Here is a 16,329-nt window from a genome sequence, read left to right as displayed (position 1 = left end):
AACACCACGAAACGCTGGCGTAGCATGGCGAGAAATCGTCCGGTACCCGTCGCGGACTGGAACGGAAGGCCCCGCCGCGTGAACGCATCAGCAGTCCCCACCGATCCCCGTGACCCGAGGGACCGGCCCGCCCGGCTCACGGTCGGCGTGGTCGGAGCCGGTCGCGTCGGACCGGCGCTGGCCGCCTCCCTCCAGCTGGCGGGCCACCGCCCGGTCGCCGCGTCGGGCGTCTCCGACGCCTCCGTAAGGAGAGCGGCGACCCTGCTGCCGGACGTGCCCCTCATGACGCCCGCCGATGTGCTCGCCCGTGCCGAACTGGTGCTGCTGACCGTCCCGGACGACGCGCTGCCCGGTCTGGTCGAGGGGCTCGCCGAGACCGGCGCCGTCCGGCCGGGGCAACTGCTGGTCCACACGTCCGGGCGGTACGGCACGAAGGTGCTGGCGCCCGCCCTGCGCGCGGGCGCGCTGCCCCTCGCGCTGCACCCCGCGATGACGTTCACCGGCACCTCCGTGGACGTCCAGCGGCTGGCCGGCTGCTCCTTCGGGGTCACCGCGCCCGACGAACTGCGGCTGGCCGCCGAGGCGTTGGTGATCGAGATGGGCGGCGAACCCGAATGGATCCAGGAGGACGCCCGCCCGCTGTACCACGCGGCCCTCGCCCTCGGCGCGAACAACCTGGTCACCCTGGTCGCCCAGTCGATGGAGATTCTCGGCAAGGCGGGCGTCACCGCCCCGGACCGGATGCTCGGCCCGCTCCTCGGCGCCGCCCTCGACAACGCACTGCGCTCCGGCGACGCCGCGCTCACCGGCCCGGTGGCGCGCGGCGACGCGGGCACGGTCGCCGCGCACGTCGCCGTGCTGCGCGAGCACGCGCCCGCCACCGTCCCCGGCTATCTGGCGATGGCCCGCACGACGGCCGACCGGGCGCTCGCCCGGGGACTGCTCAAACCGGCCCTGGCCGAGGACCTGCTGGTCGTCCTCGCCGACGCCGACCACCACGGGGGAAGCGACCGATGAGCCTCGAACCGGCCTCCACGCGCGCGGAGCTGGACGCCCTGCGGGAGCACAGCCCGCCGGGCGCCCGCACCGCCGTCGTCATGACGATGGGCGCCCTCCACGAGGGGCACGCCGCGCTCGTACGCGCGGCGCGCGCGCACGTAGGCCCCACCGGCCTCGTCGTGGCCACCGTCTTCGTGAACCCGCTCCAGTTCGGCGCCGGCGAAGACCTCGACCGCTACCCCCGGACCCTGGAGGCGGACCTGCGGATTGCCCGATCGGCGGGCGCCGACGCCGTGTTCGCGCCGTCCGTCGACGAGGTGTACCCGGGCGGCGCCCCCCAGGTACGGATCTCCGCCGGACCGAGCGGCGAGCGCCTCGAAGGCGCCGTACGCCCCGGGCACTTCGACGGCATGCTCACCGTCGTGGCGAAACTCCTCCACCTCACCCGCCCCGACGCCGCCTTCTACGGACAGAAGGACGCCCAGCAGCTCGCGCTGATCCGGCGCATGGCCCGCGACCTGAACTTCCCGGTCGAGATCGTCGGCGTGCCGACCGTCCGGGAGCCCGACGGCCTCGCCCTCTCCAGCCGCAACCGCTACCTCTCCGCCCCCGAGCGCCGGACGGCGCTCGCCCTCTCCCGGGCCCTGTTCGCCGCCCGCGACCGGCTCGGCGCCCAGCACGCGCTGCGCGCCCGCGCGGCGTCCGCACCCACCTCCAGGGCCCGTGCGGCGGCCCTCTCCGCGCTCGGCGAGGCCCGTGCCGCCGCCGACAGCCACGCCGTGGCCCACGCGGCGTCCCGTACGCCGCCGACGCGGGGGCCCGGCGCGCACGCCGTACGGTCGGCCGCCCGCGTCGTCCTCGACCAGGCGGTCCGGGACAGCGCCTCCTTCACGCTCGACTACCTCGCCCTCGTGGACCCCGCCGACTTCACCGAGGTCCCGGACGACCACACCGGTGAGGCGATCCTCGCCGTGGCCGCGCGGGTCGGCACGACACGGCTGATCGACAACATCCCCCTGACCTTCGGAGCCGCCCAGTGACCGCCGAGTCCGCACGGGAGCCGGGGACCGGTCTGCCGGCCGGCATACAGCTCAGCGCGCCCGTGCCCGGCTGGGCCCTGGACGCCGACGTCGTCGTGGTCGGCTCCGGTGTCGCCGGGCTCACCGCGGCGCTGCGCTGCACGGCGGCCGGGCTCAGCACGGTCGTCGTCACCAAGGCCCGCCTCGACGACGGGTCCACCCGCTGGGCGCAGGGCGGCATCGCGGCGGCCCTCGGCGAGGGGGACACCCCCGAGCAGCACCTGAGCGACACCCTCGTGGCGGGCGCGGGCCTCTGTGACGAGGAGGCCGTACGCACCCTGGTCACCGAGGGGCCCGACGCCGTACGAAGGCTGATCGGGACCGGCGCGCGGTTCGACACCTCGGCCGCGGGCGACCTCCAGCTGACCCGCGAGGGCGGCCACCACCGCCGCCGTATCGCGCACGCGGGGGGCGACGCGACCGGCGCGGAGATCTCCCGCGCCCTGGTCGACGCGGTCCGGGACGCCTCCCTCCGTACGATCGAGAACGCGCTGGTCCTCGACCTCCTTACGGACGAGCACGGCCGCACCTCCGGCGTCACCCTCCATGTGATGGGCGAGGGCCAGCACGACGGGGTCGGCGCCGTCCGCGCCCCCGCCGTCGTCCTGGCCACCGGCGGCATGGGCCAGGTCTTCTCCGCGACGACCAACCCCGCCGTCTCCACCGGGGACGGCGTGGCCCTCGCCCTGCGGGCCGGGGCCGAGGTCTCCGACCTCGAATTCGTCCAGTTCCACCCGACGGTGCTGTTCCTCGGCACCGGGGCGGAGGGCCAGCAGCCGCTGGTGTCGGAGGCGGTACGCGGCGAGGGCGCCCATCTCGTGGACGCCGGCGGTGTCCGCTTCATGCTCGACCAGCACGAACTCGCCGAGCTCGCGCCCCGCGACATCGTCGCCAAGGGGATCATGCGGCGGATGCGTGAACAGGGCGCCGACCACATGTACCTGGACGCCCGGCACTTCGGCGACCGGATGTGGGCCACCCGCTTTCCCACGATCCTCGCCTCCTGCCGGGCGCACGGCATCGACCCGGTGACCGAGCCGATCCCGGTGGCCCCCGCCGCGCACTACGCCTCCGGCGGTGTCGTCACCGACCTGCGCGGGCGCACGACCGTGCCGGGCCTGTACGCCTGCGGTGAGGTCGCCTGCACCGGCGTGCACGGCGCGAACCGGCTGGCGTCGAACTCGCTCCTCGAAGGGCTGGTGTTCGCCGAGCGCATCGCGGCGGACATCGCCGCCGTCGCTGCGGCGCCCCGCCCGGCCCCGGCAGCACCGCCCGCCGCCCCGGTCGCCGGACGGACCGGGTCCGCCGCCCGCCTCCCGCTGATCGCCCCCGAGGCCCGCCTCACGATCCAGCGGATCATGTCGGAGGGCGCCGGCGTCCTGCGGTCCGCGGCGAGCCTGGGCGCCGCCGCCGAGGCCCTGGAGGCCGTCTTCCAGGACGCCCCGCGCCCCACCGACCCGGCGGGCCCCGGCAAACCGGCCCAGCCCGGCGTCGAGTCGTGGGAGACCTCCAACCTCCTGTGCGTCGCCCGCGTCCTCGTGGCCGCCGCCCTGGAGCGCCGGGAGACCCGCGGCTGCCACTGGCGCGAGGACTTCCCCGAGCGGGACGACACCGACTGGCGCCGCCACCTCGTCGTACGCCTCGGCGCGGGCCGCGCGCTGGAGCTGACCCGGACCGACACCCCGGAGTTCCACGCCGCCGACCGCTCGGACCGCGCAGGCCGCTCGGAGTCGGCCGAGTCCGCCGGGCGTGCCGGGTCCGCGGACCCCGTAAGCCCCGTACAGCCCGTACATCTCTCAGTCCCCAGGGAGCCCTCACCGTGAGCACGCCCGAAGACAGTCCGCGCCCCGAGGCCGTGGACGTACCGCTCATCCAGATCGGCGCCCCGGCGTCCACCGCGGGGGGCTGCGGCGACGGCTGCGGCTGCTCCGACGACGCCGAATCCCTGGAGTGCGGTCTCGACCCCGCGCTCGCCGAGCTGCTGGCCGAGGCAGGGCTCGACCCGGTCCAGGTCGAGGACATCGCGCACGTCGCCCTCGCCGAGGACCTCGCCCACGGCGTGGACGTGACGAGCGTCGCGACCGTCCCCGCCGACGCCGTCGCCACCGGCGACTTCACGGCCCGCAAGGGCGGCACGGTCGCCGGACTGCGCGTCGCGGAGGCCGTCCTGTCCCTCGTCTGTACGGAGGACTTCGAGGTCGAGCGGCACGTCGAGGACGGCGACCGCGTCGAGCCCGGCCAGAAGCTCCTCAGCGTCACCACCCGCACCCGGGACCTGCTCACCGGCGAGCGCAGCGCGCTCAACATCCTGTGCAGGCTCTCCGGCATCGCGACCGCCACGCGCGCGTGGGCCGACGCCCTCGAAGGCACCGGCGCGAAGGTCCGCGACACCCGCAAGACGACACCCGGACTGCGCGCCCTGGAGAAGTACGCGGTGCGCTGCGGCGGTGGCGTCAACCACCGGATGTCGCTCTCCGACGCCGCGCTGGTCAAGGACAACCACGTGGTGGCGGCCGGCGGGGTCGCGGAGGCGTTCAAGGCCGTCCGGGACCAGTTCCCCGACCTGCCGATCGAGGTGGAGACCGACACCCTCCAACAGGTCCGCGAGGTGCTCGACGCGGGCGCCGACCTGATCCTGCTGGACAACTTCACCCCCGCCGAGACCGCCGAGGCCGTCGCGCTCGTCGCGGGCCGCGCGCAGCTGGAGTCCTCCGGCACGCTGGTCCTGGAGAACGCCCGCGCGTACGCCGGGACCGGCGTCGACTTCCTCGCCGTCGGCGCCCTCACCCACTCCGCCCCGATCCTCGACATCGGCCTCGACCTGCGTGAGGCGGCTGTCTGATGCTGCTCACCATCGACGTCGGAAACACCCACACCGTGCTCGGCCTGTTCGACGGCGAGGAGATCGTCGAACACTGGCGCGTCTCCACCGACTCCCGCCGTACGGCCGACGAACTTGCCGTCCTCCTTCAGGGACTCATGGGGATGCACCCGCTGCTGGGCGAGGAGCTGGGGGACGGCATCGACGGCATCGCGATCTGCTCCACCGTGCCCTCCGTCCTGCACGAACTGCGTGACGTGACCCGCCGCTACTACGGCGACGTGCCCGCCGTCCTGGTCGAACCGGGCATCAAGACCGGCGTGCCCATCCTGGTCGACAATCCCAAGGAGGTCGGCGCCGACCGGATCATCAACTCGGTCGCCGCCGTCGAGCTGTACGGCGGCCCCGCCGTCGTCGTGGACTTCGGCACGGCGACGACGTTCGACGCGGTCAGCGCGCGCGGGGAGTACACCGGCGGCGTCATCGCGCCCGGCATCGAGATCTCCGTCGAGGCGCTCGGCATACGGGGTGCCCAGCTGCGCAAGATCGAGCTGGCGAGGCCGCGCAGCGTGATCGGCAAGAACACCGTGGAGGCGATGCAGTCGGGCATCGTGTACGGGTTCGCCGGCCAGGTCGACGGGGTCGTGACCCGGATGGCACGCGAACTGGCGGACGATCCGGGCGAGGTGACCGTGATCGCGACGGGCGGCCTGGCGCCGATCATCCTGGGCGAGTCCTCGGTGATCGACGAGCACGAGCCGTGGCTGACACTGATCGGCCTGCGCCTGGTCTACGAACGGAACGTCTCGCGCATGTAGGGCCGTGGTGTCCCCGGGGAGGGCGGCGCCGGGCCCGTCAGCGCCGGTTCCCGTCCGGGCGGGGCGGGGCGGGGCCTCGGGCCGCTGGGCCTCGGATGGGTTCACCGCCGGGGAGGCCACCGACTACGGGCGTGTCCCAGGGTCCCGGGGTACGACTGCGGGCCCTGTCCAGTCCCGTAGGGGCGCCGGCGGGTGCCGTGCCGGGGCGCCGGGGACGGGGGCGTACGGGAAGGCCGAACCAGGGCTGCCGGGGTACGGAGGCCGTACGGGGCGCCGTGCGGTGGCCGTACTGGCCGTACCAAGCCGGGGCTCCTCGGTGAGCACCGCTCGACTCCCGACCGCCGTCCGCACCCGCGCGGGCGGCCACCACCCGTCGGGCCGTCCGCACCCGCGCGCGGCGTGTCCCGCGCGGCGTTCGTCCTCGCCGAGCCGCCCGCGCCGAGGCCGCGCCCCGCGCCCGCGCGGCAGTCACCACCCGTCGCGCCCCGCGCCGAGCCCACCCGCGCGGTGGCCACCCCCGCCGAGCCCACCGGACCCCCGCCCCCGCCGCGCCGCACCCGTCGCGTTTAGACGATTTTGTGCGATTCGTGAGTATCGTCACCTCATGCCCACGCCCTACGGATCCCGCGGCGGCATGGCGTTCGGCGCAGACGAGTTGCGTGTGCTCCGAGGCGCCCTCGCCGTCGCCCTCCACCCCGCTCCCCTCCCCGACGCGGACGTTCAGGCGTGCCTGCGCCTCGCCGAGTCCGTGGACGAGGCGGTCCGCGAGGCCGGCCGGCTGCGCGCCTTCCTCCTCGCCGACCTCGCCCGCTACCGTGCCGCGCTCCCCGGCTCGGCCGCCGGCTATCTGGAGCTTCTCCAGGACGCCCTGGCCGCCGGGTACGACCCCCGCCCGGAGGACCTCATGGCTCTGCGTACCCTGCGCGCCGCACCCGCCGCCGAGGCGCTGCTCGGCCGCTGCCAACGGCTCGCCGAGAGCTCCGTACGGGCCCGGCTCGCCGGCCGCTCTCCCGCCGCCCCCGCGCCCCGTACCCGGCTGCTCGCCCTCCAGGGGGGCCGCGCCGCCGCCGACCCGGACCGGCCCGAGGAGGAGCCGGACAAGGCACCGGCCAAGGACCCCGTACCGCCGCGCCGCCCCGCCGCGCCGGGGCGGCCCGTACCCGGCCGCCCGATGCCCAAGCCGTCCGAGGTCTTCCCGCCGCGCCGCAAGCCCTCGCCCCCGCCGGAGCGGCGAGCCGCCGGATAGCTACTCTTGGGCCATGGACTACGTATCCGCTCTCCTGCCGCCCGTGGTGATGGCCGCCTTCTTCATCGGCCTGGTCGTGACGATCGTCAAGAGCCAGGGCGGGGACAACAAGGCCAAGGAGGACGCGGCCGTGGACGCGGCCCTCGCCCGCGCGGAGGCCGCGGAACAGCCCGGCGGCGCCACCCGCGCCTGAGGGCCCACCTCCCACCGCCCGACGGCGGCAGATCAGGACGTACGACTTCCGTCATGTCGTACGTCCTTTTTGTTACGTCAATAACCGGCCATTCGGGCATCCCGCACTAGGGTGACGATGTGCCCCGCCAATTGGGAGACCTGGAAGACGCCGTCATGAGCCGCGTCTGGCAATGGAACCGTCCGGTCACCGTCCGGGAAGTCCTCGAAGACCTTCAGCGGGAACGGTCCATCGCCTACACGACCGTCATGACCGTAATGGACAATCTCCATCAGAAGGGCTGGGTCCGCCGGGAAGTCGACGGCCGCGCCTATCGATATACGGCGGTCTCCACCCGCGCCGCCTACGCGGCCGCCCTGATGAACGAAGCCTGGTCGAAGAGCGACAACCCCGCGGCGGCCCTTGTCGCCTTCTTCGGGATGATGTCCCCGGCCCAGCGCGACGCACTGGAGGACGCGGTCCGTATCGTGCGGCCCGACCGGCGGGAGGCCGCTGTCCCGCGTACGCCGCCCCCGTCGCGCACGTCATCCGAAGTCCCGCCCGAAGTCCCGCCCGAAGTCCCGCTCGAAGGCCCTCGGGAAGTCCGGTCCGACGGGCCTGCTGAAGTCCCGGGTGAAGTCCCCGCCGAAGTCCCGTCCGAGGGCGCCGACCGAGAGCCTCCCGGAGGGCGATAGCGTCGAGTCATGTCCTCTGAGGAACCGAAAGCCGCGGCGAATGGCATCACCGTCCGGCGGGCCAGGACGAGTGATGTGTCCGCCGTCCGCCGTCTCGTCGACCCGTACGTCGGCGAAGGCATCCTGCTCGACAAAGCGACGGTGACTCTTTACGAGGACATCCAGGAGTTCTGGGTCGCGGAACGTGACGACGACGCCACGGTCGTCGGATGCGGCGCACTCCATGTGATGTGGGAAGACCTCGCCGAAGTGCGCACACTCGCGGTGGATCCGCGCTTCCGGGGTGACGGCATCGGACGCCATGTGCTGGACAAGTTGTTGCAGACCGCCCGTTGGCTCGGCGTCCGGCGGGTATTCTGCCTGACCTTCGAAGTCGACTTCTTCATGAAGCACGGCTTCGTGGAGATCGGCGAGACTCCTGTCGACGGAGATGTCTACAGTGAGCTGCTGCGTTCCTATGACGAGGGTGTCGCCGAGTTCCTCGGTCTCGAACGGGTGAAGCCGAACACCTTGGGCAACAGCCGGATGCTTCTGCACCTGTGAGTGGCTGAAGAACCCGAGGTTCTATGTCCGAATCGCGCACGTTTCCCGTGTTCCTGTGCTACAGAACCTCTGCCGGGGGTTTGTGTTTTCCTGAGAAAAGCGGTTTCCTTTCGGCGTACTGCATTTTCGATGAAAGGAAAACCCGGTGGCACAGAAGGTTCAGGTCCTTCTTGTTGACGACCTCGACGGCGGCGAGGCGGACGAGACCGTCACGTTCGCGCTGGACGGCAAGACCTACGAGATCGACCTCACGAACGCGAATGCGGACAAGCTCCGTGGGCTGCTCGACCCGTACACCAAGAGTGGCCGTCGTACCGGTGGCCGCGCCGCCGGTGGCCGGGGCAAGGGTCGCGCCGCAGCGGGAGGGAACAAGGACACCGCGGAAATTCGCAAGTGGGCCAAGGAGAACGGCTACAGCGTCAACGACCGCGGTCGCGTTCCGGCCGAGATCCGCGAAGCCTACGAGAAGGCCAACGGCTGACATTCCGCACCGGCCGATACCCCACGAAGCAATCGGGCCCGGTGGCACTCCGCCGCCGCCGTGTCCACGAGTCGAACGAGATGGGGGACATCCCCACCGCTGTCCCCATGTCCGGCACTGCCTCCGGGCCCGTGTCCGAAATGAGTGAGAGCCGGCAGCACCGGCTCCACCTCGCGTCCCGGCTCGGGGGGCCGCAGCCACACGGCGGCCCCCTGCTCCGCCCCCGCCCGACCCTCCCGCGTCCCGCCGCGATGCCGGACGCCCGCCGGTCCCCGGGGGCCGCCCGCCCCCGGCGGCTCCGGGGCGGTCATCCGTCCGCCGGAACCCAGGGCGGTCAGTTCCAGCGCGACGCCGCCCCACTCCAGCCAGTCCAGGAGCCCCGGCAGCTCGTCCGCGCCTCCCGCGGCCACCAGGAACCGCATCCGGCCCGCCACGAGGGCCACCGGCCCCGTCCCGGCCGCGCCGATCCGCCGCAGCACGGCGGCGCCCGCGCCGGCCGGCAGCTCCAGCACGTCGAAACGGAGCCCGGTCAGCAGCGCGACCGGCGGGCCCGCCGCCGTGGCCCAGCCCAGCTCGTGCTCGTACCAGGAGGCGACACCGCCTTCGAGCGGCAGCGGCGCGCGGGGGAGCGGGACGGGAAGGGTCACGCACGGACCAACTCCCCACCCCGGCTTCGAGTTACGCGGTGAGGTCGCCGTCTCGCTCCATGTGTTCGTTCCGGGGGCGCGCGGAAGCGTTCGGGAGTGCAAGGGTGTTCGCCCGTAGCGGAGCCAACCGGGGTGCGCCGCATGGAGTGTCAGTGCTTACGGGTAAGACATTCCTAGTGGGAGGGGCGACACGCGGTTCCGGACGTCTCGCGTTCGCCATCGGCGTACCGATAGCGGGGGTATCTGTCTGGCCTGCGGGAACATCGTCTCGCACGATCAGGTTGGAGCATGTGTCGGCTGTTCGTGAGGAAAGTTCGCCGCCGAGGCGGGGTGATCACGGCGGATGTCGGCAGTTGGAATGAGCGGTCCCCGCTTGCGGGACTAAGCTGCGGAAGGACAGGGAGGGGACCGACCCCTTTACTGCCTGACCGCTCTGAGGAGCGATTAACGATGTTCGAGAGGTTCACCGACCGCGCGCGGCGGGTTGTCGTCCTGGCTCAGGAAGAAGCCCGGATGCTCAACCACAACTACATCGGCACCGAGCACATCCTCCTGGGCCTTATCCACGAGGGTGAGGGTGTCGCCGCTAAGGCCCTGGAGAGCCTCGGGATTTCGCTCGAGGCGGTCCGCCAGCAGGTGGAGGAGATCATCGGACAGGGCCAGCAGGCTCCGTCCGGCCACATCCCCTTCACGCCCCGTGCCAAGAAGGTCCTGGAGCTGTCGCTCCGCGAGGCCCTTCAGCTCGGCCACAACTACATCGGCACCGAGCACATCCTGCTCGGCCTGATCCGCGAGGGCGAGGGCGTCGCCGCCCAGGTCCTCGTGAAGCTGGGCGCCGATCTGAACCGGGTGCGGCAGCAGGTCATCCAGCTGCTCTCCGGCTACCAGGGCAAGGAGGCCGCCACCGCCGGCGGCCCGGCCGAGGGCACCCCCTCGACCTCCCTCGTCCTGGACCAGTTCGGCAGGAATCTCACCCAGGCGGCCCGCGAATCCAAACTCGACCCGGTCATCGGGCGCGAGAAGGAGATCGAGCGGGTCATGCAGGTGCTGTCCCGCCGTACGAAGAACAACCCCGTCCTCATCGGCGAGCCCGGTGTCGGCAAGACGGCGGTCGTCGAGGGACTGGCCCAGGCCATCGTCAAGGGCGAGGTGCCCGAGACCCTCAAGGACAAGCACCTCTACACCCTGGACCTCGGCGCCCTGGTCGCGGGCTCCCGCTACCGGGGTGACTTCGAGGAGCGCCTGAAGAAGGTCCTCAAGGAGATCCGTACCCGCGGCGACATCATCCTGTTCATCGACGAGCTCCACACCCTCGTGGGTGCGGGCGCCGCCGAGGGCGCGATCGACGCGGCTTCGATCCTGAAGCCCATGCTCGCCCGCGGTGAGCTCCAGACCATCGGTGCCACCACCCTGGAGGAGTACCGGAAGTACCTGGAGAAGGACGCGGCGCTGGAGCGCCGTTTCCAGCCCATCCAGGTCGCCGAGCCCTCGCTCCCGCACACCATCGAGATCCTCAAGGGTCTGCGCGACCGTTACGAGGCGCACCACCGCGTGTCCATCACGGACTCCGCGCTGGTCGCCGCCGCGACGCTCGCCGACCGGTACATCTCGGACCGCTTCCTGCCCGACAAGGCGATCGACCTGATCGACGAGGCGGGCTCACGGATGCGCATCCGCCGGATGACCGCTCCGCCGGACCTCCGCGAGTTCGACGAGAAGATCGCGAACGTCCGCCGCGACAAGGAGTCGGCGATCGACTCCCAGGACTTCGAGAAGGCAGCCTCTCTCCGCGACAAGGAGAAGCAGCTGCTGGCCGCGAAGACCAAGCGGGAGAAGGAGTGGAAGGCCGGCGACATGGACGTCGTCGCCGAGGTGGACGAGGAGCTGATCGCGGAGGTCCTGGCGACCGCCACGGGCATCCCCGTCTTCAAGCTCACCGAGGAGGAGTCCTCGCGCCTGCTGCGCATGGAGGACGAGCTCCACAAGCGGGTCATCGGCCAGAAGGACGCCATCAAGGCGCTCTCCCAGGCGATCCGGCGTACGCGGGCGGGTCTGAAGGACCCCAAGCGACCCGGCGGCTCGTTCATCTTCGCCGGCCCCTCCGGAGTCGGTAAGACGGAGCTCTCCAAGACGCTCGCCGAATTCCTCTTCGGCGACGAGGACGCGCTGATCTCCCTCGACATGTCGGAGTTCAGCGAGAAGCACACGGTGTCACGGCTCTTCGGTTCCCCGCCCGGATACGTGGGGTACGAGGAGGGCGGCCAGCTCACCGAGAAGGTCCGCCGCAAGCCGTTCTCCGTCGTCCTCTTCGACGAGGTCGAGAAGGCCCACCCCGATATCTTCAATTCCCTTCTCCAGATCCTGGAGGACGGTCGGCTGACCGACTCCCAGGGCCGGGTCGTGGACTTCAAGAACACGGTCATCATCATGACGACCAACCTCGGGACCCGGGATATCTCCAAGGGCTTCAACCTGGGCTTCGCCGCCCAGGGCGACACCAAGTCCAACTACGAGCGGATGAAGAACAAGGTCAACGAAGAGCTGAAGCAGCACTTCCGGCCCGAGTTCCTCAACCGTGTGGACGACACGGTCGTCTTCCACCAGCTGACCGAGGAAGACATCATCCAGATCGTCGACCTCATGGGTGCCAAGGTGGACGAGCGCCTGAAGGACCGGGACATGGGCCTGGAGCTCTCCCCGTCCGCCAAGGCGCTGCTCGCCAAGAAGGGCTACGACCCCGTGCTGGGCGCCCGGCCGCTGCGCCGGACCATCCAGCGCGAGATCGAGGACATCCTCTCCGAGAAGATCCTCTTCGGTGAGCTGCGCCCCGGTCACATCGTGGTCGTGGACACCGAGGGCGAGGGCGACGAGAAGAAGTTCAACTTCCGGGGCGAGCAGAAGTCGGCACTGCCCGACGCTCCGCCGATCGAGCAGGCGGCCGGCGGCGGTGCCGGTCCGAACCTCGCGAAGGAAGCGTGAGCGGACGCTGAACGCGGACTGAGGAGCGGCTGAGCCCAGTCCCAAGGGGTGGCCCGAGACCGTACGACGGTCTCGGGCCACCCCTTTGTCGTGCTCCGGGACGGACGCGGGGTGCGGGTGCGGGTGCGGGCGGGGGCGGGGGTGGGGTTCAGGCGGCGTTCCGCCGTGCTCCGGGGCGGTCGCGGGGGTGTCGGTGGGGGTGGGTCCGAGTGTTTCCGGTGGACCCGGGTGGGTGGACGAGGGGGTGGGGTTCGGGCGGCGCCCCGGCGCGCCCCGAGGTGGTCGCGGGGGTTCCGGCGGGAGTGCGTTCGGCGTGCTCCCGTTGCCGACAAGGGGCGCGGACGCTGCGGTTCGCTGGTGTTCCGGCGTACCGGAGCGAACCGGGGTGGGCGAACGACGGGTGGCTCGGGGTGCCCCGGCGAGCCCGCCGAGGGGCGTCGACCGGGGTGGGCCGTCGGCGCTCCGGCGCCGCTGCGCCGGGGCATCGACGGCCTCCGGCGTGACAAGCCGCACAGCCGTTTCCCGGCCTACGACCCGGAATAGTGGTGAAGCGGGCTTTTCGGGCGGGACCATCGGACAGGCCGGACCCGGGACCTTGGTCCCGAGGCTCCGGAGGGCCGCCCCGCCCCGGCCGTCCGACGGAGAAACACCCGCCTGACGTGCGCATAAGCGTCTCCTTATATCGGACATTTCCTATCCGGTGGGACGGGCGGCCGGTGTCGTCAAGGGGTCGGGGTGCCGGTGTCGTGGCTACGACGACATGTCGTAGATGGGTGGTTTGGGGTGGGATGGGCGGTCGGGTTACCAAGGGTGGGCAAGCCCCCGGTGCCCATGAAGCGCCGGGTCCACCGACGCCCGGAGGTTTCTCCATGTCGCAGCGCACCACGCCCCGCCAGTCCACGCTCCGTACCCGTGCCGCCGTTCTGGCCGGCGGGCTCGGAGTGGCGACGGCGCTCGGAGCGGGGGTCGCGTTCGCCGCGAACGACAGCGGTGACGCCGGCGCCCCCCGAGCGTCGGCCACCGCCGCCGACCACCAGCACGCCGAGAAGGCGGGCTTCTCCCAGGCCGCCGGCAAGAAGGAGACCAAGCGGCACCCCACGTGGGCCAAGCCGGTCTCCAAGTACACCCTCAGCGCCACCTTCGGTATCGGCGGCGGCCGATGGGCCCACAACCACTCGGGCCAGGACTTCGCCGTGCCCGTCGGTACGAACGTGAAGGCCGCGCACGACGGCACCGTCGTCAAGGCCGGCCCCAACGGTGCCGGTGACGGCCCCGCGTACGGCAACGCCATCGTCGTCAAGCACGGCGACGGCCCCGGCGCGAAGTACACGCAGTACGCGCACCTGTCCAAGATCAAGGTGAACATCGGCGAGAAGGTCGACAAGGGCGAGCGCATCGGGCTCTCCGGCAACACCGGTAACTCGAGCGGCCCGCACCTGCACTTCGAGATCCGTACGACGCCCAACTACGGCAGTGCGATCAACCCGGTGAACTTCCTGCGTTCCGCCGGTGTCACGGTGTGAGGCCCTGACCCCGCACCATCAGCTCGATGGCGACCTCGAGGGCGGCGTTCCGCTTCTCCTCGGGGTCGCCCTCGACGTCCTGGAGTGCCATCAGTCCGGCGTGCATCGCGAAGATCGCGGCGAAGCACCGTACGCGGTCGGACAGGGTGCCCTCGGACCGGTTGAGCAGTTCCATCAGCCGCAGCATGTGGTTCTTGAACGGCTTGCCCACGCTCAGGTCGCGCATCGCCGCCTGGTTCTCCTGCGCGAAGCGGAAGAGGGGCGCCGCGGCGGCGAGCGAGTCGCTGTAGCGGCGCAGGATCTCCTTCTTCACCTCCAGGGTCGACGGCTGGCTCTCGCCCCAGGCGATCAGCTCGTCCATCGGCCGGGACAGGTCCTCGAAGAGGCCGACGACGATGTCTTCCTTGGTCTTGAAGTGGTAGTAGAGAGCGGCCTTCGTCACATCGAGGCGCTCGGCGATCTCGCGCAGCGAGGTCTTCTCGTACCCCTGCTCGGTGAAGAGTTCCAGCGCCACGTCCTGAATGCGCTGACGGGTGCCGCCCCGACGCGGCTGCGCTGTGCTGTCCATGGCTGCTCTCCCGAGGATTACTTACTTGACGACCGGCAAGTGAACCGTCTACCTTCCCAAGTGTACTTAACTTGCCGGGCGGCAAGTAAGTGGCGGGGACGTACCAAGACAGACCGGATGCAGGGGAGTTGGGGACCATGGCGCTCGACGCGGTGGGGTCGGAACGGAAGAAGGCGGAGCCTGAGCCGCGCAGCGTGCGGGTCGTCCTGCTCGCACTCATGATCGCGATGCTTCTCGCGATGCTGGACAACATGATCATCGGCACCGCGATGCCCACGATCGTCGGCGAACTCGGCGGACTGGAGCACCTCTCCTGGGTGGTCACCGCCTACACGCTCGCCACCGCCGCCTCGACCCCGATCTGGGGCAAGATCGGCGACATGTACGGGCGGAAGAACATCTTCCTGCTCGCCATCGTCATCTTCCTCATAGGCTCCGCGCTCAGCGGCATGGCGCAGGACATGGGCCAGCTCATCGGCTTCCGCGCGATCCAGGGCCTGGGCGCGGGCGGCCTCATGGTCGGCGTCATGGCGATCATCGGCGACCTCATCCCGCCCCGCGAGCGCGGCAAGTACCAGGGCATGATGGCCGGCGTCATGGCCCTCGCCATGATCGGCGGACCGCTGGTCGGCGGCACCATCACCGACCACCTCGGCTGGCGCTGGAGCTTCTACATCAACCTGCCGCTCGGCGCCGTCGCCCTCGCGATGATCGTGACCGTGCTGCACCTGCCCGCCGTGGAACGCGCCAAGCGGAAGATCGACTACCTCGGCGCCGCCCTGCTGACGGTCGGCATCACCTCGATCGTGCTGGTCACCACCTGGGGCGGTACGGAGTACGCCTGGAGCTCCCCGGTCATCATGGAGCTCATCGCGATCGGCGTCGTCACCCTCGTCGCGTTCGTGTACGTGCAGACCAAGGCACCCGAGCCGATCGTGCCGCTGCACATCTTCCGCAACCGCAACTTCACCCTCATGCAGATCATCGGCTTCCTGACCGGCTTCGTGATGTTCGGAGCCGTCCTCTTCCTGCCGCTCTACCAGCAGTCCGTGCAGGGCGCCTCGGCGACCAACTCCGGGCTGCTGCTCCTGCCCCTGCTGCTGTCGATGATGGTCGTCTCGCTCTTCGCGGGCCGGGTCACCACCAACACCGGCAAGTACAAGATCTTCCCCATCGCGGGCAGCGCCCTCATGGTCGTCGGCCTCCTTCTGCTGGCGCAGATGGACACCGGGACCTCCCGGCTGACCTCGGGCCTCTACATGGCCGTGCTCGGCGCCGGCATGGGCTTCCTGATGCAGATCACCATGCTCGTCGCGCAGAACAGCGCCGAGCCGAAGGACATGGGCGTCGCCTCGTCCACCACCACCCTCTTCCGTACCCTCGGCAGCTCCTTCGGTGTCGCCATCATGGGCGCGCTGTTCACCAGCCGGGTGCAGGAGGAGATGACGGCGCGCGGCGGTGACGCGGTGACCCAGCAGTCGGCTCAGCTGGACGCGGCGAGCCTGGCCAAACTGCCTGAGGCGGCGCGCGAGGCGTACCAGTTCGCGGTGGCCTCCGGCACGCACGTGGCGTTCCTGGTGGCCGGATCCGTCGCCGTGATCGGCTTCCTCGCGGCGTTCTTCGTCAAGGAGGTCCCGCTGCGGGGCACCGGGCCGGAGAAGGCGGACGCCGCCAAGGGCACGGCGGCCGACGGCGGCGGCGCGGCGGCTGCGGACGGGGACCGGGTCCCGCAGTCCGCGTAGCGCGGGCGCCCGGCAC

Annotated in this window: 15 protein-coding genes; 13 read left to right on the top strand and 2 right to left on the bottom strand. The window is 71.4% G+C overall.

Features of this window, described 5'->3' with window-relative positions; translation table 11 throughout:
- Positions 1-78: 78 nt before the first annotated feature.
- The 10 genes from OG875_RS12880 (at position 79) to OG875_RS12835 (ending at position 8,854) form a co-directional block, all read left to right on the top strand.
- On the top strand, positions 79-1,017 hold the full coding sequence (locus tag OG875_RS12880) for a Rossmann-like and DUF2520 domain-containing protein (protein WP_330174354.1): 939 nt from the start codon (positions 79-81) through the stop codon (positions 1,015-1,017).
- Entirely contained in the window at positions 1,014-2,039 is a 1,026-nt protein-coding gene (panC, locus tag OG875_RS12875) for a pantoate--beta-alanine ligase (RefSeq protein WP_330174353.1), read from the top strand. Before OG875_RS12880 ends, panC begins: the two co-directional genes overlap by 4 nt.
- The gene (locus OG875_RS12870; protein WP_330174352.1) at positions 2,036-3,901 is read left to right on the top strand and encodes an L-aspartate oxidase; all 1,866 of its coding nucleotides are present in this window, start codon (positions 2,036-2,038) and stop codon (positions 3,899-3,901) included. Before panC ends, OG875_RS12870 begins: the two co-directional genes overlap by 4 nt.
- Positions 3,898-4,920, top strand: coding sequence for a carboxylating nicotinate-nucleotide diphosphorylase (gene nadC, locus OG875_RS12865; RefSeq protein WP_330174351.1), 1,023 nt, complete (start codon positions 3,898-3,900; stop codon positions 4,918-4,920). Before OG875_RS12870 ends, nadC begins: the two co-directional genes overlap by 4 nt.
- Positions 4,920-5,717, top strand: a complete 798-nt coding sequence (locus OG875_RS12860) for a type III pantothenate kinase (protein ID WP_330174350.1) — start codon at positions 4,920-4,922, stop codon at positions 5,715-5,717. Before nadC ends, OG875_RS12860 begins: the two co-directional genes overlap by 1 nt.
- 634 nt (positions 5,718-6,351) lie before the next feature.
- Entirely contained in the window at positions 6,352-6,963 is a 612-nt protein-coding gene (locus OG875_RS12855; RefSeq protein ID WP_330177729.1) for a hypothetical protein, read from the top strand.
- A gap of 13 nt (positions 6,964-6,976) precedes the next feature.
- Positions 6,977-7,156: a hypothetical protein gene (locus OG875_RS12850; protein ID WP_330174349.1), complete on the top strand. Its 180-nt coding sequence runs from the start codon at positions 6,977-6,979 to the stop codon at positions 7,154-7,156.
- Between the two features lie 155 nt (positions 7,157-7,311).
- Positions 7,312-7,830, top strand: coding sequence for a BlaI/MecI/CopY family transcriptional regulator (locus tag OG875_RS12845; protein WP_443079108.1), 519 nt, complete (start codon positions 7,312-7,314; stop codon positions 7,828-7,830).
- Between the two features lie 9 nt (positions 7,831-7,839).
- Positions 7,840-8,373 carry an amino-acid N-acetyltransferase gene (locus OG875_RS12840; protein WP_330174347.1) on the top strand — a complete coding sequence of 178 codons (534 nt, stop codon included), beginning with the start codon at positions 7,840-7,842 and terminating at the stop codon, positions 8,371-8,373.
- Positions 8,374-8,518: 145 nt separating this feature from the next.
- Positions 8,519-8,854: a histone-like nucleoid-structuring protein Lsr2 gene (locus OG875_RS12835; protein ID WP_023539576.1), complete on the top strand. Its 336-nt coding sequence runs from the start codon at positions 8,519-8,521 to the stop codon at positions 8,852-8,854.
- Here OG875_RS12835 and OG875_RS12830 read toward each other — a convergent pair.
- Positions 8,833-9,501, bottom strand: a complete 669-nt coding sequence (locus OG875_RS12830; protein WP_330174346.1) for an SCO3374 family protein — start codon at positions 9,499-9,501, stop codon at positions 8,833-8,835. The two genes, OG875_RS12835 and OG875_RS12830, sit on opposite strands and share 22 nt — an antisense overlap.
- Positions 9,502-9,951: 450 nt before the next feature.
- Between OG875_RS12830 and OG875_RS12825 the strand changes: the two genes are divergently transcribed.
- Both OG875_RS12825 and OG875_RS12820 read left to right on the top strand, forming a co-directional pair.
- Entirely contained in the window at positions 9,952-12,480 is a 2,529-nt protein-coding gene (locus tag OG875_RS12825; protein WP_330174345.1) for an ATP-dependent Clp protease ATP-binding subunit, read from the top strand.
- Positions 12,481-13,349: 869 nt separating this feature from the next.
- A complete protein-coding gene (locus OG875_RS12820) occupies positions 13,350-14,003 on the top strand; it encodes a M23 family metallopeptidase (protein ID WP_330174344.1) in 654 nt (217 codons plus the stop codon).
- Here OG875_RS12820 and OG875_RS12815 read toward each other — a convergent pair.
- Positions 13,993-14,571, bottom strand: a complete 579-nt coding sequence (locus OG875_RS12815; protein ID WP_330174343.1) for a TetR/AcrR family transcriptional regulator — start codon at positions 14,569-14,571, stop codon at positions 13,993-13,995. The two genes, OG875_RS12820 and OG875_RS12815, sit on opposite strands and share 11 nt — an antisense overlap.
- A 137-nt stretch (positions 14,572-14,708) precedes the next feature.
- Between OG875_RS12815 and OG875_RS12810 the strand changes: the two genes are divergently transcribed.
- Entirely contained in the window at positions 14,709-16,313 is a 1,605-nt protein-coding gene (locus OG875_RS12810) for an MDR family MFS transporter (protein ID WP_330174342.1), read from the top strand.
- The last annotated feature ends 16 nt before the right edge of the window (positions 16,314-16,329 follow it).

Source organism: Streptomyces sp. NBC_01498, assembly GCF_036327775.1.
Lineage (GTDB): Bacteria > Actinomycetota > Actinomycetes > Streptomycetales > Streptomycetaceae > Streptomyces.
The sequence above is the reverse complement of the archived record's forward strand: the minus strand, read 5'-3'. Positions and strand labels throughout refer to the sequence as shown.